22 protein-coding genes are annotated in these 24,617 nt (G+C 63.0%); 10 read left to right on the plus strand and 12 right to left on the minus strand.

Annotated features, from left to right (window positions below):
- The first annotated feature begins 12 nt into the window (after positions 1-12).
- Genes G6N78_RS24420 through bglB form a run of 5 tightly spaced genes read left to right on the plus strand, consistent with a single transcriptional unit; the run spans position 13 to position 7,031 of the window.
- Positions 13-1,059, plus strand: a complete 1,047-nt coding sequence (locus G6N78_RS24420) for an ABC transporter ATP-binding protein (protein ID WP_234906038.1) — start codon at positions 13-15, stop codon at positions 1,057-1,059.
- The gene (locus G6N78_RS24425; protein ID WP_272955643.1) at positions 1,056-2,111 is read left to right on the plus strand and encodes an ABC transporter ATP-binding protein; all 1,056 of its coding nucleotides are present in this window, start codon (positions 1,056-1,058) and stop codon (positions 2,109-2,111) included. The genes G6N78_RS24420 and G6N78_RS24425 overlap by 4 nt, the downstream gene beginning before the upstream one ends.
- Positions 2,108-3,409 carry an HAD family hydrolase gene (locus G6N78_RS24430; protein WP_234906039.1) on the plus strand — a complete coding sequence of 434 codons (1,302 nt, stop codon included), beginning with the start codon at positions 2,108-2,110 and terminating at the stop codon, positions 3,407-3,409. Before G6N78_RS24425 ends, G6N78_RS24430 begins: the two co-directional genes overlap by 4 nt.
- On the plus strand, positions 3,406-5,913 hold the full coding sequence (locus G6N78_RS24435; protein ID WP_234906040.1) for a PA14 domain-containing protein: 2,508 nt from the start codon (positions 3,406-3,408) through the stop codon (positions 5,911-5,913). The genes G6N78_RS24430 and G6N78_RS24435 overlap by 4 nt, the downstream gene beginning before the upstream one ends.
- A gap of 29 nt (positions 5,914-5,942) precedes the next feature.
- Entirely contained in the window at positions 5,943-7,031 is a 1,089-nt protein-coding gene (bglB, locus tag G6N78_RS24440; protein ID WP_165225150.1) for a beta-galactosidase BglB, read from the plus strand.
- Between the two features lie 15 nt (positions 7,032-7,046).
- Here bglB and G6N78_RS24445 read toward each other — a convergent pair whose 3' ends face one another.
- Positions 7,047-8,300 (minus strand): D-amino acid dehydrogenase, encoded by a 1,254-nt coding sequence (locus G6N78_RS24445; RefSeq protein WP_165225155.1) that lies wholly within the window; start codon positions 8,298-8,300, stop codon positions 7,047-7,049.
- A 30-nt stretch (positions 8,301-8,330) separates the two neighbouring features.
- Positions 8,331-9,449 (minus strand): alanine racemase, encoded by a 1,119-nt coding sequence (gene alr, locus G6N78_RS24450; RefSeq protein ID WP_165225157.1) that lies wholly within the window; start codon positions 9,447-9,449, stop codon positions 8,331-8,333.
- A 198-nt stretch (positions 9,450-9,647) separates the two neighbouring features.
- On the opposite strand from alr, the gene G6N78_RS24455 reads away from it, so the two are divergent.
- Positions 9,648-10,049, plus strand: a complete 402-nt coding sequence (locus tag G6N78_RS24455; RefSeq protein ID WP_234906105.1) for an Lrp/AsnC family transcriptional regulator — start codon at positions 9,648-9,650, stop codon at positions 10,047-10,049.
- 20 nt (positions 10,050-10,069) lie between these two features.
- Here G6N78_RS24455 and G6N78_RS24460 read toward each other — a convergent pair whose 3' ends face one another.
- Positions 10,070-10,963: an AraC family transcriptional regulator gene (locus G6N78_RS24460; protein WP_165225160.1), complete on the minus strand. Its 894-nt coding sequence runs from the start codon at positions 10,961-10,963 to the stop codon at positions 10,070-10,072.
- 115 nt (positions 10,964-11,078) lie between these two features.
- Here G6N78_RS24460 and G6N78_RS24465 point away from each other — a divergent pair, with 115 nt between their 5' ends.
- The 4 genes from G6N78_RS24465 to G6N78_RS24480 all read left to right on the plus strand — a co-directional run bounded on the left by G6N78_RS24465 (position 11,079) and on the right by G6N78_RS24480 (position 17,328).
- Positions 11,079-12,581 carry an aldehyde dehydrogenase family protein gene (locus tag G6N78_RS24465; protein ID WP_165225163.1) on the plus strand — a complete coding sequence of 501 codons (1,503 nt, stop codon included), beginning with the start codon at positions 11,079-11,081 and terminating at the stop codon, positions 12,579-12,581.
- Between the two features lie 47 nt (positions 12,582-12,628).
- Positions 12,629-14,077, plus strand: coding sequence for an aldehyde dehydrogenase (locus tag G6N78_RS24470; RefSeq protein WP_165225166.1), 1,449 nt, complete (start codon positions 12,629-12,631; stop codon positions 14,075-14,077).
- Positions 14,078-14,306: 229 nt separating this feature from the next.
- Positions 14,307-15,878 (plus strand): Re/Si-specific NAD(P)(+) transhydrogenase subunit alpha, encoded by a 1,572-nt coding sequence (locus G6N78_RS24475; RefSeq protein ID WP_165225169.1) that lies wholly within the window; start codon positions 14,307-14,309, stop codon positions 15,876-15,878.
- Positions 15,879-15,894: 16 nt separating this feature from the next.
- The gene (locus G6N78_RS24480) at positions 15,895-17,328 is read left to right on the plus strand and encodes an NAD(P)(+) transhydrogenase (Re/Si-specific) subunit beta (RefSeq protein ID WP_165225172.1); all 1,434 of its coding nucleotides are present in this window, start codon (positions 15,895-15,897) and stop codon (positions 17,326-17,328) included.
- A gap of 48 nt (positions 17,329-17,376) precedes the next feature.
- Here the strand turns inward: G6N78_RS24480 and G6N78_RS24485 are convergent, their stop codons facing one another.
- From G6N78_RS24485 to G6N78_RS24525, 9 genes are all read right to left on the minus strand, one after another.
- The gene (locus tag G6N78_RS24485; RefSeq protein WP_165225494.1) at positions 17,377-18,180 is read right to left on the minus strand and encodes a potassium channel family protein; all 804 of its coding nucleotides are present in this window, start codon (positions 18,178-18,180) and stop codon (positions 17,377-17,379) included.
- Positions 18,181-18,332: 152 nt separating this feature from the next.
- Positions 18,333-18,569, minus strand: a complete 237-nt coding sequence (locus tag G6N78_RS24490; protein ID WP_165225175.1) for a hypothetical protein — start codon at positions 18,567-18,569, stop codon at positions 18,333-18,335.
- Between the two features lie 116 nt (positions 18,570-18,685).
- Positions 18,686-19,387 carry a TfuA-like protein gene (locus G6N78_RS24495; protein WP_165225178.1) on the minus strand — a complete coding sequence of 234 codons (702 nt, stop codon included), beginning with the start codon at positions 19,385-19,387 and terminating at the stop codon, positions 18,686-18,688.
- On the minus strand, positions 19,384-20,565 hold the full coding sequence (locus G6N78_RS24500; RefSeq protein WP_234906041.1) for a YcaO-like family protein: 1,182 nt from the start codon (positions 20,563-20,565) through the stop codon (positions 19,384-19,386). The genes G6N78_RS24495 and G6N78_RS24500 overlap by 4 nt, the downstream gene beginning before the upstream one ends.
- A gap of 7 nt (positions 20,566-20,572) precedes the next feature.
- Positions 20,573-20,782, minus strand: coding sequence for a hypothetical protein (locus G6N78_RS24505; RefSeq protein ID WP_165222528.1), 210 nt, complete (start codon positions 20,780-20,782; stop codon positions 20,573-20,575).
- A gap of 51 nt (positions 20,783-20,833) precedes the next feature.
- Positions 20,834-21,052 (minus strand): hypothetical protein, encoded by a 219-nt coding sequence (locus G6N78_RS24510; protein WP_165225184.1) that lies wholly within the window; start codon positions 21,050-21,052, stop codon positions 20,834-20,836.
- Positions 21,053-21,065: 13 nt separating this feature from the next.
- Positions 21,066-22,871, minus strand: a complete 1,806-nt coding sequence (locus G6N78_RS24515) for an AfsR/SARP family transcriptional regulator (RefSeq protein ID WP_165225187.1) — start codon at positions 22,869-22,871, stop codon at positions 21,066-21,068.
- A gap of 6 nt (positions 22,872-22,877) precedes the next feature.
- Positions 22,878-23,315, minus strand: coding sequence for a helix-turn-helix domain-containing protein (locus G6N78_RS24520; protein WP_165225190.1), 438 nt, complete (start codon positions 23,313-23,315; stop codon positions 22,878-22,880).
- A 242-nt stretch (positions 23,316-23,557) separates the two neighbouring features.
- Positions 23,558-24,571 carry a PDR/VanB family oxidoreductase gene (locus tag G6N78_RS24525; RefSeq protein WP_165225193.1) on the minus strand — a complete coding sequence of 338 codons (1,014 nt, stop codon included), beginning with the start codon at positions 24,569-24,571 and terminating at the stop codon, positions 23,558-23,560.
- Between the last annotated feature and the right edge of the window lie 46 nt (positions 24,572-24,617).

Below are 24,617 nucleotides of genomic sequence, written 5' to 3' on the forward strand. Positions count from 1 at the left end.
CGGATACTGATCATGACGTATAATTCGAACTCTTCCATGCCGCCGGATCGCCTGCTGCAACTTGATGATGTCGGCGTGCATTTCCCCACTCGTGATGGGCTGGTCAAGGCGGTCAACGGGGTCTCCTACCACGTCAACAAGGGCGAGGTACTGGGCATCGTCGGCGAAAGCGGCTCCGGCAAATCGGTGACTGCGCGCTCCATCATGCGGCTGCAGCCGAAGAATGCCATCAATGCCAGCGGCACGATCCGCTTTCGGCGCAAGAGCGGCGAGGAACTGCTGATCAACGAGCAGGACCGGTTGAGCCGCACCATGCGCGACCTGCGCGGCAACGAGATCGGCATGATCTTCCAGGAGCCGATGACGGCGCTGTCTCCGGTGCACACGATCGGCACGCAAATTGCCCGCACCGTCATGCTGCATCGCAAAGTCTCGAAGGCTGCCGCCCGTGCCCGTGCGGTCGAACTGCTCGGCAAAGTGCAGATGCCGCGGCCGAACGACATCGTCGATCGCTATCCGCATCATCTCTCCGGCGGCATGCGCCAGCGCGCCATGATCGCGCTCGCCCTGGCGTGTGATCCGGCGCTGCTGATCGCCGACGAGCCGACCACCGCGCTCGACGTGACGACGGAGGCACAGATCCTTGAGCTTCTGAAGCAGTTGAAGGATGAGATGAACATGGCGATCGTGTTCATCACCCACAATTTCGGGGTCGTCGCCGATATCGCTGACCGCGTCGCCGTCATGTATCTCGGTCGTGTGGTGGAGACGGGAACGGTCGATGAGATCTTCTATGAGCCCAAGCATCCCTACACGCAGGCGCTTCTGCAATCGATCCCGCGTCTCGGCCAAAGCCATGGACGCCGACTGCGCACCATCGCCGGCATGGTGCCCGATCCCTACAATGTGCCAACCGGCTGTTCCTTCCATCCGCGCTGCATGAACGCGGTCGGCGGCGTCTGTGATGTGCAGGCGCCGGACGATGTTGCGTTTGCAAGCGGCCAGCGTGCCCGCTGTCATTTTGCGGGTCAGATCAACGTCGCGGAGGCCGCCCAATGACCCATCCGTCTCAGACCGCGCCCGCTGTCATGCAGGACGATACGATCATTTCTGTACGCAGTGCGCGCAAGTATTTCCCGGTCCAGGAAGGCTGGCTTCGCACAGTCAAGGGTTACGTGAAGGCCGTCGATGACATTACCTTCGACATCAAGAAGGGCGAGACCTTCGGGCTTGTCGGCGAAAGCGGCTCCGGCAAATCCTCGATCGCCCGCCTGATCCTGCGCGCCTATGACCTGACGGGCGGCGAGATCCTTTTTCGTCGCGCGAATGGCGAGGTGGTGGACGTCTCGACGCTGTCGGATCGCAGCCTGCGCGACATTCGTCGCGAAATGCAGATGATCTTTCAGGACCCGTATTCGTCGCTCAATCCGCGCATGACCCTGCTCGATCTGGTCGGCGAGCCGATGGTGATCCATGGTGTGGGCAACGAAAGAGAGATCCGCGACCGTGTCGCCGAGCTGCTGCGTCTCGTCGGCCTACGTCCGGAATATCTCAACCGCTACCCGCATGCCTTTTCCGGCGGCCAGCGCCAGCGCATCGGCATCGCCCGCGCACTTGCGCTCAACCCGAGCTTCATAGCGGCGGATGAGGCGGTCTCCGCGCTCGACGTGTCGGTCGCGGCGCAGAATATCAACCTGATGCAGGACCTTCAGGAACAGTTCGGGCTGACCTATCTCTTCATCACCCACGATCTCGGCATGGTGGAGCATATCTCCGACCGCATCGGCGTCATGTATCTGGGCCGGCTGATGGAAGTCGGCCCGACGGACGAGATGTTCGCCAAGCCGCTGCATCCCTATACCGAAGCGCTGCTGGCCGCCGTTCCGCAGCCGGACCCGCGCGGTAACCGCACCCGCAAGCGCGTGCCCCTGAAGGGCGAGATTGCCGATGCGATGAATATCCCCGCCGGCTGCCCGTTTCATCCGCGTTGCCCCTATGCCGTTGCCAAGTGCCGGGGCGAGGTGCCGGAACTGCGCATGCTGCCATCTGGCCGGCAGGTGCGTTGCCATTACGCGGAGACGCTGGATCTCGTCGGAGTGGCAGCGGCATGACGATGGCAGATAATTGCACAGGTGCTCTGGCCGAGCTTCGTGTCGAGGGGCAGGATGACGATGCGCGTCTTGCAGAACGGCATCGGCCGCTGTTGATGCTGGACGCGGCAGAGCCCTTCCGGCCTCTCGCGGCAGGCTTTGCCATCTATCGGCAGGAGGCGCAGTCGGTGTCCTCGAAATTCCGCATCCGACCCGTGGCGGATCGCGTTATCGAATATGCGATCTGGTACGACTGGGACATCCAGCATCTCTATGACCTCGAACATGTCTGGGTGCATGTGGATGCGGCGGGCGACGTGGTGAAGGTGGAAGCCTCGCGCCACGGTTCGCGGCGGGCGATGATCCGTCCGGATGGGACGCTGCCGGTGCGTTCGGGACGACCGGTGCTCTATCTGGAGCCGGGCAAGCACGCGCACTGGGCGGATGGCGGGGAGATGCAGGCGAAAGGCGGCACGCTGATTGCCGCCATGTGCGGCGCCTTCGCCGGCGACCAGGGTATCCATCTCTCGAACCGCTTTTCCGATGCCGGTCGCATCGGCGCGACCCCGCATGAACAGCGGCTGGCACGGCTGAAGATGAAGCGGATGGCCTTTGCGCCGCGCTTCGATTTTACCCGCACCAGTGACGAAGAGGGCGGGATGGTGCTCGTTTCCTGGTCGCGTCTCGACAGCTGGATTCCGCGTCGGGTGGCGTCGCTGGTGCGCGATCTGCCGCGCGAGGTTCCGCATCTGGCCGCCGTCTTCCTCGATTGCGGGGATACGCTCGCCAACGAGGCGACGGAAGAAAAAATCCCCGGCACCGAGATCGTCACCCGGGCGGAGATGATCCCAGGTGCGACCGAAACGGTGCACCGGCTTGCAGCCAGCGGTTACCGGCTGGCGCTGGTGGCGGATGGCCCGCGGCAGACCTTCGAGAATATCCTCGGTGCCCACGGGCTTTGGGAGTGTTTCGAGGCGCATGTGATTTCCGGTGATGTCGGCGAGCTGAAGCCATCGGCTAAAATGTTCGCCGCCGCTGCCGAGGCGCTCTCACTGAGCGAGGAGGATCGCGCCCGCACCGTCATGGTCGGGAACAACCTCGAACGGGACATTCTCGGCGCCAACCGCTTCGGCCTGATCAGCATTTTCCTCAGCTGGTCCAAGCGCCGCAGCCACAAGCCGCGTCTCCGCCGCGAGCGGCCGCGGCTGTCGATTGCCCATATCTGGCAGCTCCCCGAACAGCTCGAACGGATCGAGCTGAGCCTGCCTTTGCCAAATGCACCTGCCACCGAAGCCGGGCGCAGGAAGGACATGCCATGACAGGATTGAAGAAGGCTGCAGACAGCGCGGCAGGAAGCGGATTTGTTGTTCGACAGGACCAATCGGTCACGGCCTGGGTGATGTCGTCCGTCCATGCGCAATATTATCCCGGCGAGCCGGCTCTCGCGGAAGATCGCGTCGGCTACCGCTTCATCAACGGCTTCGTTGATGTGGGCGATCTGCCCTGCCGCGTGGCTCTGTGGAAGGACGTGAAGACGCGCAGCGTCGCGCTCGAAGAGTTTGCCGTCGAGGCGCTGAACCTGCCGGGCTTCAACCGCCGCGTCGAATTTTCCGGATTCTGGCACAGGCCGACACGATTGTCCCGCTGGCTGAAAAACCGGATCATCGCGCCCAAGGACGGTAATTATCGCTTCCGCCTCGCCACCTGTGGCGGCGTGCATATCTGGGTGGATGGGGTGCTGAAGACGGCATTCGAGCCGTTCAAGCGCAACAAGGAAGGCGTCACAGAAATCGTACTGCCGATGACCGCACGCGGCTCAGAGGTGGTTGTTCTCTGCGAGGAACTCGCGGAGCGCGACGCACTCTGGTATTTCGAGCTGGCGCTTCTGTCCGAGGCAAGCCTTCTCGTTGATCTGCCGGTCGAAAGCAGCGAGGAGACGCTGGATCTCCTGAAGGCGCTGGCGACCAGCGTGCGCCCCGCACCGCTGCATGTGCGGGACGGCAAGCTGAGGCTCCTCTTCGAACAGGCCGCGACAGTGGATGTCACGGTCGAGGGCAGGATCCTGCCGAGCGTCCACATGCGCGACAAGCCGCCGCTCCTGGATGCCAGGGCCGTGCTGAGAGCCGGCGAGCGGATGCTTGATCTCGCCGATGTGCTTCATCTGCCGGATGGCTTCCACCCGCTCGATCTGACCTTCCGGATCGACGATGTCAGCATCGCGCGGCATATCGGCTTTGCGACCTTGCGCGAGGAAAAGCGTGACCTGCGCCGGCAGTCGCTCGATGCGCGCAAGACGGCGGCGCTGCAATTTGCGGCAGAGCATGGCGAACAGCGGGCCGGCAAGGCGATTGCGACGCTCCACCTCGGTCGCCCTGTCGATGACGGGCTCCGCGAGGTGATCGGCAATACCCTGGCGTCGATCAACGAGCGGCGCGATTGCTCGGATTTCGTCATGGTGCCGCTGCTATGGGTCTATGGCTCCTATCAGGATCGATTGCCGCAGGACCTGCAGCAGGCGATCCGAGCGGCCATTCTCGATTACCGCTACTGGGTGGATGAGCCCGGCAATGATGTGATGTGGTTCTGGAGCGAGAACCACGTCCTGTGCTTCCATGTCTCACAATATCTCGCAGGTCGGTTGTTGCCGCGGGCCGGTTTTGCCTGCTCTGGCCGCACGGGCCGGGAACAGGAGCGGCTTGCCACGGAACGGCTGATAAAGTGGTTCGACAGCGTGGAAGCCCATGGTCTCGCCGAATGGAATTCGGCCGCCTATTACCCGATCGATTTCATTGGCCTGCTGGCGCTCGAACATCTGGGGGATGGCGACATCAAGAAGCGCGCCAGGGCGCTGCTCGACCGCCTGTTCACGATGATTGCGTTGCATACGCTGGGCGGCGTGCCGGCCGGTTCCATGGGCCGCGCCTATGACAAGGAACTGCGCGCCGGGCCGCTGACCGAACTTGCGCCCTTTGCGACGGTCGGCTTCGGCGAAGGCTGGTTCAACCAGGGCGTCGCGGCTCTCACCATGTTCGCAGCCGGCAGCTACGCGCCGCCGGAGAGGCTGGCCGCTTTGACATCACCGCCCGCTGGCGAGGCTTTGACGGCCCATTACGTGCAGGGACACGACGAGGCGGCACGGCTCGTGCTCTACAAGACGGCGAATGTGCAGCTATCATCCATGATGGACGGTAAGCCCGGCGGTCGCGGTCACCAGCAGCATGTGGTGGACCTTCGCTTTGCCGGCGATCCCTTCGCGCGGGCCTGGGTCAACCATCCCGGTGAAGACGATCCATGGGGCAGTCAGCGTCCTTCCTATTGGGCGGGCAACGGTTCGATGCCGCGCGCCGCGCAATACAAGAATATCGCCCTGCTGCTCTATGATCTCGGCGAAAATCCGCGGATCGGCTTTACCCATGCCTATGTCGAGGCCGATGCCTTCGACGAGGTTCACCTGGAGAACAACTGGCTGATCCTGCGCAGCGGCAAGGGCTATGCCGCTCTCACCGCCACAGGAGAGATCGAACCCGTGAGCGGCGGACCGGGTGCCGGCATCGAGTATCGCGTTGCCGGCACCAGAAGCGGCTGGGCCGTTCTGGTGGGCGAGGGGACGGATGAGGCCGCCTTCGCCCGCTTCCGCGAAAGCCTGGCCGGCTACCGGCTGTCGCTCGACGTCGATCTGCCCCGGTTGCGCTTCAGCCAACCGAAGACCGCCACCCTTTCGCTCGACTGGCACGACGGCCTGTCGATCGATGGGGCTCCGTACACGTTCCCGAACCGCACGCTCGAACCCGCCATACGGGTGCTGGATGCCGTCCGTTTCTGACTGCGATTTGACATTACAGGATCCTTGCCATGCTGATGCAGCCCGATCTTCTTTCCCAGACCCTGTCCCGCGTCGCCGTGGGGCTCGCCCGCCTGAAGGGCATCAATGAAACGGCTGCGGTATCCGACGGCTCCTACGATCTGCAGTTCGATGAATGGGACTGGGAAGTCGGCGTCGGCATCTACGGCCTCATCCGCCACGCGGAAGCCGTCGGCGACCGCTCTCTGATCGAGGCGATCGCCCGCTGGTACGACTGGCAGATCGGCCGCGGCCTGCCGCCGCGCCAGGTGAACTCCTCGTCTCCCATGCTGCCGCTCGCGGTGTTGATCGACCATGTCGATCGGCCGGACTGGGAGGAGCTGGTGAAGGACTGGGCCGACTGGCTGATGACGAAGCTCGCCCGCACAGAGGACGAGGGGTTCCAGCACGTGGTGAAGGAGCGCCCGAACGAGGGCGAGCTCTGGGACGACACGCTGTTCATGACGTGCCTATTCCTCGCCCGTGCCGGCCAGCGTTTCGGCCGGCAGGACTGGATCGAGGAGGCCTTCTACCAGTTCATGGTGCATGAGCGGTTCCTCGCCGATCCGGTCACCGGCCTCTGGTATCACGGCTGGACCTTCAACGGTCGGCACAATTTCGCCAATGCCTTCTGGGCGCGCGGCAATTCCTGGATCACCGTCGCAATCCCCGAGCTGTTCAGCCTGGTCAACGAGATCCCGGACCACCTGCGCCGGCACCTCACCTATATCCTGCGCGCACAGGTCGCGACGCTTGCCAAGCATCAGCGCGCGAACGGCATGTTCACAACGCTCGTCTGCGATCCGGACTCGCCGGAAGAGACCTCGGCCACCGCCGGCATCGCTTATGGCATCCTGCGCGGCATCGACCTTGGCCTGCTTGATCCTGAGCTGAAGCCGGTGGCGCGCAAGGCGCTTGCCGCCGTGCTGCAGCGCATCGACGAAACGGGCATCGTGCTGGAAGTCTCGGACGGCACGCCGATGGGCCATACGCTGGATTTCTACCGGCAGATCCCCAACGTGCCGGCTCCCTATGGTCAGGCGCTGGTGATGCTGCTTCTGGTGCGGGTGATGGCCGAGAAGGAAGGGCTGGAGGGCTGAGCCCTCCAGATAAGTTCAGGCCGCGTAACGGCTGATCGCCAGATCCTTCGTCTCGATATCGGCTTGTCTGCCGCTGACGATATCGGCCAGCACCTTGGCCGAACCGCAGCTCATGGTCCAGCCAAGCGTGCCGTGGCCGGTGTTGAGATAGAGGTTGCGGACCTTGGTGGCGCCGATCACCGGCGTCCCGTCCGGCGTCATCGGGCGAAGGCCCGACCAGAAATTGGCCTTCGAGACATCGCCGCCCGGGAAAAGGTCGGTGACGGAATGTTCCAGCGTCCGGCGGCGCGCTTCGCCAAGATCATTGGTGTAGCCGGAGATTTCCGCCATGCCGCCGACGCGGATACGGTCGCCGAGACGGGTGATCGCGATCTTGTAGGTTTCGTCCATGACAGTCGATTCCGGCGCGCGCGAGGCATCGGTGATCGGGATCGTCAGCGAGTAGCCCTTCACCGGATAGACCGGCAGGTTGATGCCGTGCGGCTTGACAAGGAGCGGTGAATAGCTGCCGAGTGCCACGACCACGGCATCCGACGCGATCGTGCCGCGATCGGTCACGACGCCCTTCGCTTCGCCGCCCTGGACGTCGAGCCCCTTGATGTTGACGCCCCATTCGAAACGGACACCCATGCCGGTGGCCTTTTCTGCAAGGATATTGGTGAACTTGAAGCAGTCGCCGGTTTCATCCTTGGGGGTGAGGAGGCCGCCGACGATCTTGTGGCGGACATGGGCGAGTGCGGGCTCGACGCGGATGCAGCCTTCCGGATCGAGCACTTCGAAAGGAATACCATCGGCGGCGAGCGCCTTCACGTCCTTGGCAGAGGCTTCGAGTTGGGCTTCGGTCCGGAAGAGCTGCAGCGTTCCCTGCATGCGCTGGTCGTAGTCCACATTGGTTTCGGCGCGCACCTCGGCGAGCGCGAGGCGGCTGTAATCGGCAAGCCGCAGCATACGACTCTTGTTGATGGCATAGCGCTCCGAGGTGCAGTTCATCAGCATTTTCAGCATCCAGGAGAGCATCGGACCATCGAGCTTCGGCCTCAGGATCAGCGGCGCGTGCTCCATGAAGATCCACTTTAGCGCCTTCTGCGGAATGCCAGGCGCAGCCCAGGGCGAGCAGTAACCGAAGGAAACCTCGCCGGCATTGGCAAAACTCGTTTCCAGCGCCGGGCCCGGCTGGCGATCGACGACGGTCACCTCGTGGCCGGCCTTGGCGAGATAATAGGCGGATGTGACGCCGATGACGCCTGCGCCGAGAATGGTGATCTTCATGATGGTCTTCCCCGTCTTCTTGTTCTGTCGTCAGAGATAGGTGCGGTGATACCGCTGGCCGATGCTGGTCAGCACTTCCCAGGAAATCGTGCCGGCACATTCCGCCACGTCTTCCAGGGACTGGTGGGGTCCAAGAAACTCGACTGTCGAGCCGAGTTTGAGCGTCCCCTCCGGCAGGTCGCTTATATCGATGATGGTGCTGTCCATGGAGACGCGACCGACGATCGGCAGCCGCACATTGTCGTGGAAGAAGGCGCCGCGATTGCTGAGCGCCCTCAGGATACCATCGGCATAACCGAGCGCCACGGTGGCGAGACGACGCTCCTGCGGCGCCACATAGGTGGCTGAATAACCGACCGCCGTACCGGCGGGCACGGTGCGCGTCTGGATGACGGCGGCTTCGATCCGGACCACCGGTTCCATCGGTTTGTCGAGAAGATCGGTCGGACGTCCGCCGTACAGCGCGATACCGGGACGCACGAGCGCGCCTCGGTAGGCTTCGCCGAGAAACGAGCCGGCAGAATTGCCGAAGGAGATCGGCACGCCGGGGAAGATGGAAGAAAACCGCCGCATCGCTTCTGCTTGGAGGGCATTGTGCGGGTCTTCCGACTCATCCGCACAGGCAAGGTGGCTCATGATGTAGCGGAGGGCAATGCCATCGAGGAGTGCGGGATCGGCGGCCAGGGCTTCGGCTTCTTCCGCCGACATGCCGAGGCGCGACATGCCCGTATCGAACTGCAGCAGCGCCGGAAGGACCTTGCCCGACAGCTTCCCCGTGCTGCGCCAGCGACCCACCTGTTCCAGCGAATTCAGCACCGGGATGATGCCAAGCGTCGCGCAATCGCCTTCGGTGCCCGGCTGCAACCCGTTCAGCACGTAGATCTGGGCGTCGGGAGCCAGGAGCGGGCGAAGCGACAGGGCTTCGGCATATTGCGCCACGAAGAAATGCCGGCAGCCTTCATCATAGAGCGCCGGTGCGATCCGTTCAGCGCCGAGCCCGTAGGCATTGGCCTTCACCACTGCCGCGGCTTCGGCGGGAGCCGCCGTTAGGGCAATGCGGCGATAGTTGCGGAGCAGAGCGGCAAGATCGATCGAAACGAAACCCGGCGCGCCGGCCTTCTCCCAGTTCTGTGTGGAACGCATGTCCATGGCCCAACCCCGCAAGGCTTGTCGTTGAGAACAGGATATGACTAAGATCATGCGTGAATTGCGCATCATTTGCATGATTTGTGCGAATGTGCTCGTATTGCTCAACAATACCTCAAATTCACGAAGGAAACGGGCGTGTCGGCTTCCCTGGATGCGATCGATCGCAACATCATCCGGCTTTTGCGGCTGGATGCACGCATGAGCAGCGCCAAAATGGCAGAGTCCGTTGGCCTGTCTGCGTCGGCCTGTCTGCGACGTATTCGCACGCTCGAAGAAACCGGCGTCATCCGCGGCTATACAGCGCTGATCGGCTCGGCGGAGGAGGGGGCGACGCTGGCCGTGATGATCAACATCACGCTCGACCGGCAGACGGAGGATTATCTGAACCGCTTCGAGGACGCGGTGCGCAAGCATCCGGAAATCCGCGAATGCTACCTGATGACCGGCGACTGGGATTATTTCCTGCGCGTCGAGGTGGAAAGCCCGCGCGAGTTCGAGCGGATTCACACGGAAATCCTCTCCAAGCTGCCGGGCGTCAGCCGTATCCATTCAAGCTTTTCAATCCGCAATGCGCTGACGGCGCGCGGTCGCCGGCGCTGACCATTCGGCGCGGATATTCGTCAGGGCCATTCGTGATATTGAAACTGCGGGGCGGATGCCGGCTGCTCGGCGGTTTTGCGCAAGGACAGCCTGTACTGCGCCGGTGCCTGGCCGGTCCGGCGTTTGACGAAACGGCTGAAATGCGCGGGATCCTTGAAATTCAGGCTGTCGGAGATCGCCTGAATGGAGGCTGGAGAGCGCTCCAGCCGCTGCAGCGCCTCCTGCAACAGTCTGTCATGGACCAGGTCGAGCGGTGACCGCTGAAGATGCCGGGTCGCGATGGCATGCAGACGGTCGGTGGTGATGCCCAGCCGTTCTGCATAATAACGGATCGGACGGTGGCGGCGGAATTCGGCCTCCACCACCTGCCGGAAACGCTGCAGGATCGTCAGCCCATCGCCGTTGACGCCGGGGTTGGCGTCGAACCGTCCGGCCACGCGCCAGAGCGACAGGCATAGGAGCCGCAGCAAGGCGTCCGTGGCCATGTTGGAGGCGGGGCGATCCTCGTCCTGTTCATCCGCAAGAAGGCTGACCAAGGTCTCCAGCCGCGTCAGCAGTGGTCGCTCGATATCCGGCGCAAGGGTGAGGCTTGAGAGCGTGGTGCGGAGCGCGGGCGTCTCCGGCTCGTCGCCGAGCGCCGACGACAGTTGCTCGCCGGAGGCGCTGAGCAGATCACCACGTGCACCCGCCTGCACAGTGAGCCGCCGGTGTTCGGCGGGAGGCATCAGAACCAATGCCGGAGCCTCCATGCGCAGTTCCTCGCCGTCGAAGGAGAGGGTTGCGCGACCGGAGCGCAGGAGAAGGACATGCGTCATCCAGCGCAGCGGCTGCCCGCTCAGTGCGAGCGTACGCTGCTGGAGCGCCGGTTCGAGCTGCAAGATCCGGACGCCCGGCAGTCGAATAGCCTGTGGCATCCAGACTTCCTCCCATCGTGATGACCAGAAAGCGATCAGAGGAGACCATATAATGATATTCCTCTCGCGTCCAAAATAGTTAGTGTCGTCTACAGCCTGGGAGGAGGCAATCGGAATGGCAGAGGCAGTCAGCCGTGCAGATGCGCGTGATATCGCGCCGCGCGAACCCGTTTTCGCCGACCTGCTGATCGAAGGGCATTCGATCGCAGCGCGCTCGGGTGCCGTTTTCCAGCGCACCAATCCGATCACCGGCGAAGTGGTGACGATCGCAGCAGCAGCGGACACACAGGATGTGGATGATGCCTGCTGCGCTGCTGCCGCGGCATTTTCCGCCTGGTCCGCAACACCTCCGCACAGGCGCGCGGCGATCCTTCGCCAGGCAAGAACAATTCTCCAGGCGCGTGCCGACGATATTGCCGCCATCATGTCGTTGGAAACCGGCGGTACGCTGGACTGGTGCCATTTCAACGTGACACTGGCCGGCCAGATCCTGGAACAGGCTGCCGCCGTCGCGGGTAAGGTTGACCGACCCGAACTTCCGGCACCTCTGTCGGATACCGCTTCCTTCGTCGTGCGCCAGCCGGCGGGTGTCTGCCTTGCCATCGCGCCGTGGAACGCCCCGATCGTGCTGGGCGTGCGTTCCTTCGCCTTTGCCATCGCCTGGGGCAATACCGTCGTTCTGAAAACCTCCGAACTTTGCCCTGCGACGCAGCGGTTGCTGGGCGGCATCATGACGGAGGCCGGTTTGCCGGCGGGCGTCCTCAACATCCTGTCGCATGCGCCCGAGGCCGCGCGCGATATCGTGGAAGCGCTGATTGCCCACCCGGTGGTGCGGCGGATCAATTTTACCGGCTCCACCCGCGTCGGACGCATCATTGCAGAGATCAGCGCGCGGCACCTGAAACGCTGCCTGCTGGAGTTGAGCGGCAAGGCACCTCTCGTCGTGCTGGCCGATGCCGATCTTGATGCGGCAGCCGATGCTGCGGTTTTCGGCGCCTTCTTCAACCAGGGCCAGATTTGCATGTCGACCGAGCGGATCATCGTCGAGGACAGCGTGGCCGACGCGCTGCTGGACCGGATGATCGGCAGGGCAGAGAAGCTGAAGGCGGGAGATCCGGCCTTTGCGCCCCAGCCACTCGGTGCATTGATCTCAGAAAACGCCGGACGACGCCTCGCCGGTTTGATCGACGACGCCACGCGCAAAGGCGCGCGCGTCTGCCTGGGCGGCAAGGTGCGCGGTACATTGATGGACGCGACGATCATCGATGGCATCACACGCGACATGCGTCTCTACAGCGAAGAGATCTTTGGTCCAGTTGCGGTCGTCATCCGCGTTGCGGATGCGGATGAGGCGGTCACCATCGCCAATGATTGCGACTATGGTCTCTCCGGCGCCGTCTTCAGCCAGGATCTCGCCCGTGCCTTCGACGTGGCAATGCGCATCGAAACCGGCATCATGCACATCAACGGCGCGACGGTGACCGATGACCCTGCCATGCCCTTCGGCGGCGTCAAGGGTTCCGGTTATGGCCGCATCGGCGGGCTTTCGGCTCTCGATGAGTTTACCGAGCAACGCTGGGTGACGGTCTCCACGACCCGACACCCCTACCGCATGTGAGCGGGCGGACCATTACTCAAAACAACAACCACAGAAGAGGAGATACCATGTTCGACATTCAGCAGATCATCGGCGGCAAGAAGGTCGGTGCGATTTCCGGCAAGACCTTCGATCGCATCGATCCCTTCACCGGCAAGGTTGCCACTCGTGCGCCGGCCTCGGGCATCGAGGACGTGAAGGTTGCCGTAGCCGCGGCGCAGGCGGCGTTCCCGGCCTGGTCGCGCACGGGACCCGGTGCCCGCCGCGCGCTGCTTCTGAAAGCCGCCGACGTGATGGAAACGAAGGCCGGCCAGTTTTCCGAACTGATGATCGCCGAAACCGGCGGCACAGCGCCGTGGGGTGGTTTCAACACGATGCTGGCCGCGGGCATGTTGCGCGAAGCGGCATCCATGACCACCCAGATCCAGGGCGAGGTCATCCCGTCCAACAAGCCCGGCACGATCGCCATGGGCATCCGCCAGGCTGCCGGCGTGTGCCTCGGCATCGCCCCGTGGAATGCACCGGTCATCCTGGGTACGCGCGCCATTGCCATGGCGATTGCCTGCGGCAACACGGCAATCCTGAAGGCGTCGGAAGCCTGCCCCGCCATGCATGTGCTGATCGGTGAGGTGCTCGTCGAAGCCGGTCTGCCGGATGGCGTCATCAACGTGCTCACCAATGCGCCGGAAGATGCCGCCGCCGTCGTTGAAGCGCTGATCGCGGCACCGGAAGTCCGCCGCGTGAACTTCACCGGTTCCACCAAGGTCGGCCGCATCATCGGTGAACTGTCCGGTCGCCATCTGAAGCCGGCTCTGCTCGAGCTTGGCGGCAAGGCACCGCTGATCGTGCTGGAAGATGCCGATATCGATGCCGCCGTGAATGCCGCCGTCTTTGGCTGCTACATGAACATGGGCCAGATCTGCATGTCGACCGAACGCCTGATCGTGCACGAAAAGGTGGCCGACGAGTTCGTCCAGAAGCTGTCCGCCCGTGCCGCATCGCTGCCGGCTGGCGATCCCCGCGGCCATGTGGTGCTGGGTTCGCTCGTCAACCCGGAAGCTGCACACAAGATGCAGGCCTTCATCGATGACGCGCTGGCCAAGGGGGCAACGCTCGCCGCAGGCGGCAAGATCGAAGGCAGCGTCGTCTCCGCCACGCTGCTCGATAACGTCAAGGAAGGCATGCGCTCCTTCGACGAGGAGAGCTTTGGTCCGGTGAAGCCCGTCATCCGCGTCAAGGATGAGGAAGAAGCGCTGAAGATCGCCAACGACACCGAGTATGGCCTCTCCGCCTCGATCTACAGCCGCGACGTGAAGCGCGCCATGGAGCTGGCATCGCGTCTGGAATCCGGCATTTGCCACATCAACGGCCCGACGGTGGCCGATGAGGCGCAGATGCCGTTCGGCGGCGTCAAGGGGTCCGGTTACGGCCGCTTCGGCGGAAAGGCGGCGATTGCCGAGTTCACCGACCTGCGCTGGATCACCATCGAGGACCCGCATCAGCACTACCCGTTCTGAGCTTGTGTCTGACAGCCATCCGATCAACAATCCCTGCGGCGGAACAATCGTTCCGCCGCAGGTGGTTCGGCGTACCGGATTCCTCGATTGTGGTGTGGCGGCTTTCCCGTGTGGGTGCTAATCCGAACACGGGATGGAGTCTGGAACCATGCAAGCTGGCAAAGCGCGAGGCGCGGCAAGGCAGCAGCCGGAATCTCTGGAACAATGACTGTTCTTGTGGGGTAAAGGAATGAAGATCGGATCACCGAAAGAGACGTATGCGGGTGAGGCGCGGGTGGCGCTGACACCGGACAGCGCGCTGCAACTGCAGAAGCTGGGACATGAATGCCTGGTGCAAGCGGGCGCCGGAAAAGCAGCAGGCTTTTCCGATGAGGCCTATGCCAAGGCCGGTGTGACGGTGGTCGATGACGCGGCTTCTCTGTTCGGCATGGCCGATGTGATTGCCAAGGTCCGCCCACCGGAGCCATCCGAGGTGGATCGCCTCGGCCCCGGAAAGACGCTGATTTCCTTCTTCTATCCCGCGCAGAACAAGGCGCTTCTGGAGCAGGCGAAGGACAAGGGCGCAACCGTCATCGCCATGGACATGGTGCCGCGCATTTCGCGCGCCCAAAAAATGGATGCGCTTTCCTCCATGGCCAACATTGCCGGCTACCGCGCGGTGATCGAGGCCGGCAACAATTTCGGCCGCTTCTTCACGGGCCAGGTGACGGCAGCGGGCAAGATCCCGCCGGCCAAGGTGCTGATCATCGGCGCCGGCGTGGCCGGTCTGGCCGCCATCGGCACGAGCGTGTCGCTCGGCGCCATCACCTACGCCTTCGACGTGCGCCCGGAAGTGGCCGAGCAGATCGAAAGCATGGGTGCCGAATTCGTCTTCCTCGACTTCGAGGCGAGCCAGGATGGGGCTGCGACCGGCGGTTATGCGGCTCCGTCTTCGCCGGAATTCCGTGAGAAGCAACTGGCCAAGTTCCGCGACCTGGCGCCTGAGATCGACATCGTCATCACGACGGCGCTGATCCCCGGCCGGGATGCGCCCAAACTTTGGCTGGCGGACATGGTGGCCGCCATGAAGCCGGGCTCGGTGGTGGTCGATCTTGCCGCCGAACGGGGCGGCAACTGTGATCTCACCGTCGCCGATCAGAAGATCGTCTCCGAGAATGGCGTGACCGTGATCGGTTACACCGATTTCCCGAGCCGCATGGCAACCCAGGCGTCGACCCTCTATGCAACGAATATCCGTCACATGATGACGGACCTGACGCCGGCCAAGGACGGCGTGATCGTCCACAACATGGAAGACGATGTCATCCGCGGGGCGACCGTCACGCGGGACGGCGAGATCACCTATCCCCCACCGCCGCCGAAAATCCAGGCGATTGCGGCTGCCAAACCGAAGGAGAAGGTGAAGGAGCTTTCACCGGAAGAAAAGCGCGCGGCAGAAGCCGCCGCCTTCAAGGCGCAGACGAAGAGCCAGGTGACGATGCTGGCTGCCGGCGGCGCGCTCATCCTGCTGGCCGGGCTTTACGCGCCGGCGAGCTTCATGAGCCATTTCATCGTCTTCGTGCTCTCCTGTTTCGTCGGTTTTCAGGTCATCTGGAACGTGTCGCATTCGCTGCACACGCCGCTGATGGCCGTCACCAATGCCATCTCCTCGATCATCATCCTGGGTGCCCTGATGCAGGTGGGCTCCGGCAGCATCCTCGTGATCCTGCTCGGCGCACTCTCGGTCTTCATGGCCGGCATCAATATCTTCGGCGGCTTCATGGTGACACGGCGCATGCTCGCCATGTTCCAGAAGTCCTGAGCGCGGGGGAGAGACAATGGATTACGGTTTCACGACGGCCGCCTATGTGGTTGCGGCGGTTCTTTTCATCCTCTCGCTCGGCGGGCTCTCCGGCCAGGAAAGCGCCAAGCGGGCCGTCTGGTACGGTATCGCCGGCATGGCGCTCGCCGTCCTTGCCACCCTGTATGGCCCGGGCGCCGGCAACTGGTTCCTGTCGCTGGTGCTGATTGCCGCCGGCGGTGCGATCGGCTGGGTCGTCGCCAAACGCGTGCAGATGACCGAAATGCCGCAACTGGTTGCGGCCATGCATTCGCTGGTTGGCCTCGCGGCGGTCTTCATCGGCTTCAACGCCCATATCGAGCTTGGCCGTGTGCTCTCGATGGACGAGGCGACGCGCGCAACGCTGGAAGGCTTTGCCGCCATCCTCGCGCACAAGAGCCCGGTCGAGCAGGTCATCCTGAAGGTCGAGGTTTTCCTCGGCGTCTTCATCGGCGCCGTCACCTTCACCGGTTCCGTCATCGCCTTCGGCAAGCTGGCCGGCAAGGTGGATGGCAAGGCGAAGAAGCTGCCGGGCGGCCATGCGCTGAACGCGACCGCCGCACTCCTCTCGCTGCTGCTCCTGGTGCTTTACGTCAACGGCGCCGGCATCTGGGCGTTGATCCTGATGACCCTTGTCGCCTTCTTCATCGGCTATCACCTGATCATGGGCATCGGCGGCGCCGACATGCCGGTGGTCGTCTCGATGCTGAACAGCTATTCCGGCTGGGCGGCGGCAGCCATCGGCTTCTCGCTGTCGAACGATCTTCTGATCGTGGTCGGCGCGCTCGTCGGTTCGTCCGGTGCGATCCTCTCCTACATCATGTGCAAGGCGATGAACCGCTCCTTCATTTCGGTCATCCTCGGCGGCTTTGGCGGCACGACAGGCCCGCAGATGGAGATTGCCGGCGAACAGGTGGCTATCGACGCCGATAACGTCGCCAATGCGCTGAACGAGGCCGACAGCGTGATCATCGTGCCGGGTTACGGCATGGCGGTGGCACAGGCGCAGCAGGCGGTTTCCGAACTGACCCGCAAGCTGCGGGCCGCCGGCAAGGAGGTGCGTTTTGCGATCCACCCCGTCGCCGGTCGCCTGCCGGGCCACATGAACGTGCTGCTCGCCGAGGCCAAGGTGCCCTACGACATCGTGCTGGAAATGGACGAGATCAACGAGGACTTCCCGAACACGGACGTCGTCATCGTCATCGGCTCGAACGATATCGTCAATCCGGCGGCGCAGGAGGATCCCAACTCGCCGATCGCCGGCATGCCGGTTCTGGAAGTGTGGAAGGCCAAGCTCGTCATCGTGTCGAAACGCGGTCAGGGCACCGGTTATTCCGGCATCGAGAACCCGCTGTTCTACAAGGACAACACGCGCATGTTCTACGGCGATGCCAAGAAGTCGGTGAGTGAACTGCTGCCGATGATCAAGTGATCTGAAGAGGGCAGGACGGGCGCTCAGCGTCCGTCCTGCATCCGCCTCTCAACCGTCGTTCGGAATGTTGAGGAGATAGCCGCATGCCTTGCAATGGACGGCATCGGCATCATGGCGTTGAAGGCCGCATTGCGGGCAGGGGAAATTGACCTTGTAGGGTCGGAATATCGCCTGTGCCAACCGAACGAACAGCGAAATTCCAATGATCATCGTCACGACAGAGGTGAGCTTGCCTAGCGTGCCCGGCAGGGTGATGTCGCCGAAACCGGTTGTCGTGACCGTTGCGACGGTGAAATACAGCGCATCGACAAACCCTTCACCGGGCTCCTGCCGATAGAAGAAGGCGGTGTAGACAAAGCCGGTGACGAGAAACAGGAAGACGACGAAGTTGAGACAGGCGCGCACGACATCCTGATACGCACGCCAGCCGGCCCGACGCAGCCCCTCGTGCACCAGCGGACTGTTGCCGATCGCCCAGATGCGCATGGCGCGCAGGAAGGCGAAGTTGAAGAGCACGTCCGGAAACAGCAGCGTGACGAGGATGACGAGATCAATCCAGGTCATCGACCGCAACAGGAACGCGCGCAAGGACTTTGCGGAGAGGGCGCGGGCGAACAGTTCCGTGCCGATCCAGCCGGCGATCGCGTAATCGATGATGAGATAACTCGGTCCCTCGCGCAGGTAGGGGCCGACGAGGAAAAACACCAGGATGGCCAGATCGACACCCGCAAACAGCGCCTGCCAACGCAGGGCCCAGCCATCCCGACCCCGTTCAATCCGCTGCAAGGTCCGGCGCAGCCGGTTCCAACGCGTTTCAGGCAGGGCGATTTCGGCGGTTTGACGGCTATCCATGGGGTCGAACTTAGCGGCGCCGCCGATGGCTTCAAGCGGCATGCCGGCAGGATGCCAGCTCGTATAAACAAAACGGGAGCAGGCTCGACCCCTGAGCCCACTCCCGTTCACGCGCCAGTGGCGGTGGATTGCGGTTTACGTGATGAAAAGTCTCAGCAATGACCAAGCGTTGCAGCTGCGAGCCGCTTCACTCCGTCATCAGAAATATTGCTTGGAAATTCCGTCTGAAGCGCTGCGACCAGTGTCTGTCTGGCACTATCGACATGCGTGGCCGCCGATGCGGCACCCAGCGTGCGTGCGATGCCTTGCGCATAACCAAGCATATTGATCAGAGCGAGATACTCATCGCGTCTGTCCTGCGTATGCACGTCAAGTTCCCGCCGCTTCATGTCTGCCCCCAGATGCACATGTCGCATATTCATCGCACAGACGAGCGTTGCATGCGCGTTGCAAAATCGTTGCACACGCAAAAGGTGACGTAACGGTAGGCGGTCACCATGAGACTTTATGATGGGTTTCCATAAAGTCTTCGCCATAAGGGCGTCCCGTTGAATTTCCAGTGTTTCTCTGCGCTCTGCATCATCTCGGTGGTCGAAAGTGCCTGAACGAGGGCGAGGGCATCCAGTCGTTTCTGATCGGTGGCTGCGGCCTTGAGCGCCAAGGCAACCTCATCCCACTCCAATCCGGCGGTTGTGGCGATCTTTCGCCAAGTGCGTTCCTTGTAGAAAATGGAACGGGCGGAGGCGAGAAGTTGATGCGTCACGTCAGGATGCAACACGGCCAGCTTCGCCGCACACGCCAAAGTTGCCTCCACATTGACCATCGGCACGGACACGGCCGCATAGTTCATCTCTGGCGGACCGTGCAGGAGGGCAACGTCCGAATCATCGACCCTTCGGCCGTCCGCATATTGCGCGAAAATCTCGCCGATGCCGATCATGCCGAAGGGCGCGCATTCCGCTGCCCGCAGCGCACCCATGCTGGCGGCCCCGAGAACCGGAATGCCTTTCGAGAGCGCAAACAGGATCTCCTTGTGCCAGATGGGTGCGACGTTTTCGAACAGGCCGTCGATCAGGCCGATGGCGGTTGCGCCATCGGCAATCGCGCGCATGACATCGCCCTGGCGGGCCGGCGGGCGCAGAATAATGTCCGGGCCGATATGGGTGGCCGCATCCGGCAGGCTGGGGCCGACAAACAGAATTTTCATGAGAGTGCTCGCGACAGCGCCCGCATGCCAAAGCGCTGGCGGCGGTCGCCATCCGGATTTTCCAGCTGCGGCACGATGACCTTGGCGACGGCGGCGGGCAGCCAGTCGGGTGCCAGATCGACCGCATAGAGGCGGGTGACGGATCTTTCCGCAAGGTGGCGCACGAGGAAAGCCAGGCCCTCCGTTGCCGTTTCGGCGGCATGGCGCGGCAGGTCCGCGAGCGCCACATGCGGTTCGGCGGCAAAGGCCTGCAGCGTTTCGGCGGACACCGTCTGTTCGAACAGGTCCGGCAGCAGATCGTCGCGCGCGCCACCGATGAAGGTCATGCGGGATTGCACCGCCTCGCTGATCGCCCGCGAGGCGGCAAGTTCCGGCTGGAGGGCCGCGCCGCAGCCGAGCGTCACCTCGACATGCCGGACCGGTGGAACGGCGGGGCGATGTCCGGGCGCCAGGATGGCGACGATACAGGCGAGGCCGAGATCGCTGGTGATATCGAAGAGCGCGATGTCGAGATCGGCGCGGGCAATCCGCTCCAGCATCTGGCACAGCTCCGGTTCCGCGATCTGCGCCGGATCGAGGCGGCGGGCATGGCGACGGGCCGGAGAGGCGACCTGCCACAGCGTCAGCGCGTCGCGCTCCACCCGCTCCATCAGGCCGTGAAACAGCGCCTCATCGCGCGTATTGCCGGAGGCGAGCCCATCGGACGACTGCCAGTACCGCCGGTCGTCCTCGGTGCGGTCGAGATGCACCGCCTCGAAGGGCAGCCAGACCGGGTCGCCGGTGACAAGATCGCGGCCTTCCACCCAGTCGATGGCCTCTGTTTCGGTCAGCGGTTGTTTGCACAGCGCCAAAAGGCTCTGCAGCGTGTCATGCCGCTGGCCGCGTGCCTGGAGATCGGCAAGGCTGGCGGAAATGACCGTACAACTGGGTCTGGTTGCGACAGAACGCTCGATGGCTTCCATCGCCGCCGAGGTTTTCGCCGCCTCGTCGGTCAGGCCCTTGCCCTGGGCGATGACGATCGCCCGTGCATTGGGCGCAAAGGCGCACCAGACGGGAATGCCGATCTTGTCGAGCCCGGTCTGGCTGGAGAGCCGCGTAATGCCGAGGCGCAAGAGAAAGGGCGAGACCCGTTGCAAGGTCTCGCCCGCAGAGCAGAGGCGATAGGAGGCAATGGCCACCTCGGGCTCAGCGCTCCAGAAAGCCGCCGGCAATGTCGGAACCGCTGCCGATGGCAACGGCCATCTTGACGCCGCGGATGACGGGGGCATCTTCGCCCGCCGTCAGCGCCAGTTCCTCGCAGAGGGCGGCGTCAACGGGGGTAACCGTACCGGCGTCGAGATCGGCCATCCAGAGGCCGTCTTCACCGGGAATGCCAATGACTACGATGCGTGACATGATGATTTCCCTCTCTATTAAATTCTTCAGGCTTGTCCAGCGAAGCACATATCAGCCTTCGAAGTGTCCTTGTGCGATATCTTCCATAGAGGAAACCGCCACTGCGAAGTCTACTCCTTTCGATACTACAGCACCAGCAGAACGAAGCGCTACTGCTTTGCCAAGCTCACCTTCAACTGGATCCGCAACTTGGGAAACAGTCAGATTTTCCAGATCAACGAACCAAAGAGAGGCCTCACCAGAAATTCCCAGGACTACAACTTTTGACATTTTCAGTTCCTTTCTAAAATCCTGCTGACTTCAGGCTCGAATGATACAAGTCGCGCTGCCACTGTTCTTTTATCGGAATTAACTGTAGCCAACGCTCCAAGTCGAACCCTGGATTATCCTTTAGAACGCGATTGCGACATCTGCGTGCGCGCGCAATGTCACCCAACATTCCCCAACAGGCCGCCGCGAGGCGATCTGCTGCACTCGAATCGCGCATACGTTGAATATAGCCGACTGCCTCCTCATAGGAATGGAGAAAAAACGAGGCGCCGGCCGCCGTCCAGAGGTAGGCATCAGGGGCGGCCGGGTTGAGATCCATCGCGTGAAGGATCTTGTCGAGCGATGCCTTCGGATCACCTGCATGCACAAGGCTATCTGCATGACTGTAAAGTACATCCGCATAATGGGGGCTCAGGAGCTCAGCGCTACTCAACGCCTCCACGCTCTCATCGATCTTGCCCAGATACAACCGGCTGACGCCGAGTTCCTTGTAGGCGTCGGCCAGCTCGTTGTTCTTCTCCATGGCCTTAAGAGCCAGGGTCTCGGCCTGCCTTAGCAGGTCCTCGTCACCGCGTGCGGTCAGGATCCATTCCAGGCTGAGGGTCCGCGATATGCCGGCGAGCGCCATGCCGAAATGCCGTTCCTGGTCGAGTGCCTCGCGAAAATGCCGGCGCGCCTTGCGCACGGAGGGCAGAGTCAGGTCGGTGAGGCACTGAATGCCGCGCAGATAGGCGAAATAGGCCTCCGGCCGTTCGGTGAAATGTTCGGCGCGGTGGGCGTGGTTGTGCACGAGGCGCGAGACGGCGCCCTTGATCGCTGCGGCCATTTCGTTGCGCTGCGTGCTGACCGAGTGCGGATCGAGAGGAAAGCGGGTGGCCCAGACCACCTCGTCCGTCGGCATGAAGATCAGCTGCACGAACAGCATGTCATCGCGGCGTTTGGTGTCGAGCGCATAGATCACCTTGTGGCGCTCCAGAAGCCCCGCCTTGTCGTTCGAGGCGCGGATCTGCTCCGAGGTATAGGGGGCGACGACCGAGACGGCGCGGCTGGCGCAGAGATCGATCGTCAGGTCCTCGATCAGCGCATTGGCGACAGAGCCGGCCTTCATCGCCGCGCCATGGGTTTCCGGCGGCAGCAGGGCCACGCGCGGCGGCGTGACGGTGGGCGGTTGCAGCGCATCGACGGGAAGCGTGCTGGCTACGGGCGATACAATCGTTGCCGGCATCGCTTCAACGGTCGGTCGGGCGGGCGCCAGGTGTCGGCGCACCTCCTCGTCATGCGGATCATGTTCCAGCAGCAGGATGACGGCGCGATGGATATCGCCGCGCGCGTCTGCGGCGCGATCCGAGCCGGCAATCGCGAAGGTGAGGTCGCGCAGGTCCGCCGTCAGCCGGTCCCGCGTCCGGCGCACCCATGCGGAGAAAGGCAGAGTGCCCTGTGCTTCCATTGGCAGAAACTGGCGCGCGACGGCATCACAGGCAGCCTTCAGCCGGGCCAGCGGTTCGCCCGCCCGTCCGCTCTCCAAATCGCAGGAGACGAGATTGCGATTGAGAGCAAGCGTTGTGCCATCTGCCAGGATCAGCGGTGCTGGCGCATCCGGCACAGCCTTGGCCAGCCGCAGCAGCGTGGAGCGCAGGTTGGTGTTTGCCGCCTCCGGATGTGCCGGCCAGAAGAGGCGCGCCAAATCGCGCCGGGCCACCGGCTGGTCGCTTTCATGCAGGTAGGCAAGAAGGTGAAGCGCAATCAGGGGCGCGCGCACCACCTTGTCCTGCTGATCCGTCAGCTGGCACGTGCCCAAGGTGGTGAGCGTATAGATCATGCGCCCTCAGTGGGAGATGTGCAGAGCACCCTTGCCGTCCCGCGAGGCGGCCTGATCCGAGGCCAGCGACTGGACAAGGCCCAGAATGCTCTGGCGAACGCGCTTGTCCTCGATCGAGGCGAAGGCGGTGGCGAGCGCCACGCATTCGCGCGAACCCATGAATTCGCTGGCGGCGTCGCCCGTCAGTTCCGGCGTTTCGGTCGTCGCGCCCGGTACGCCTTCGAAGAAGAAGGGGATCGGTACATTCAGAACTTCGGCAATGTGCTGAAGCCGGCTGGCGCCCACGCGGTTTGCGCCTTTTTCGTACTTCTGAACCTGCTGAAAGGTGATGCCAAGGCTTTCGCCCAGTTTTTCCTGGCTCATGCCGAGCATCGTGCGGCGAAGCCGAATGCGCGAACCGACATGAACATCGATCGCATTAGGAGACTTTTTCAATCGTGTCACTCCAAGTACCAAATCTAGGATAGAACTTGCTCCAAAAATAAAGAAAGAGCAATGGTCTTGCCTTTCCATCCACCGGCGTTGTTCATGAAGCGCTAAGGTAGGAACCGGAAATTGCAGTTGCACGCTATGATTTTTTTAATCTTATGAGGGCGCGAGCCGCTCCGCTTTCAACCCGCAAGGGTCGCAAGCAAAGCGTTTGATTCTCTGATGAAGACCATAGCGCGCTCCGTTCGGCCGCTTCGTCAACCGGCCGGCAGACCAAGCGCCGGTTGTGCCGGCACTCTCCCCTCCGTCACATAGCCATTGTCGATGACCACGCGGCCACCACGGGCGCGTGAAACACAGGCGCAGATTCGCGGATCTTCCTGTCGTTCCTCCTCGGAGAAAAACACGTCGCGATGGTCGAGATCCGAGGTCGAGGAGACGATCTTGACGGCGCACAGTCCGCATTCGCCGCGGCGACAGTCGAAGATCATTGGCACGCCGGCCTCCTGCAGGGCTTCCAGCATGGTCTGGTCGGCGCGCACGGCAACCGTGGTGCCGAAGCCTGCGACGTCCACTTCGAACGGCTCCTCGGCGAACCGTCCGTTGTCGCCAAAAACCTCGTAGCGCAGGCGGCTGGCGGGACGACCGGCGGCGCGCCAGGCCCGCTTGGCGGCCTCCAGCAAGCCGAGCGGCCCGCAGATATAGGCTTCGGCATCTGCCGGCAGGGCGGCAAATTCCGCCGCCAGGTCGAAGGCCTCTCCGTCATCATGCGAGAAGGTGGCAAGCCGCTCGCCGAGGAGGTCTTTCAGTTCCGGCGCAAAGGCCATGGAGGCGGCGTTCCTTGCGCCATAGACCATGCGCAGCGACTGGCCCCGCGCGGCCAGCGCCTTCGCCATACCGTAGATGGGCGTGACACCGACGCCGCCGGCGATGAGAAGATAGTGAGAGGCGCGCCAGGAGAGTTCGAAGCGGTTTTCCGGTTCGGTCATCTCCGTCACGTCGCCGGGTTTCAGCGTCCAGACATAGGCGGAACCGCCGCGGCTGTTCGGATGCAGTTTCACGGCAATGGCAAGCGTGCCCGGAGGGCTGGGAATGACCGTATAGGTGCGGATCGCCGGTGCGCCGTTGATCACCACCTTGATATTGGTGTGCGATCCCGGATCGAAACCGCTTGTCAGCCCATCGACGGCAAACGTGACCAGCCGGATGTCGGGTGCCGGTGTTTCAATCTCCGCGACCTTTGCGCGGCGCCATTCCTGTTTCGAACGCATTTTGTCCTCCCTGCTCTTGCCCCGTTTGCCGCATGCCTCCCTGCCT

It is taken from the genome of Allorhizobium pseudoryzae (assembly GCF_011046245.1).
Taxonomy (GTDB): Bacteria; Pseudomonadota; Alphaproteobacteria; order Rhizobiales; family Rhizobiaceae; genus Neorhizobium; species Neorhizobium pseudoryzae.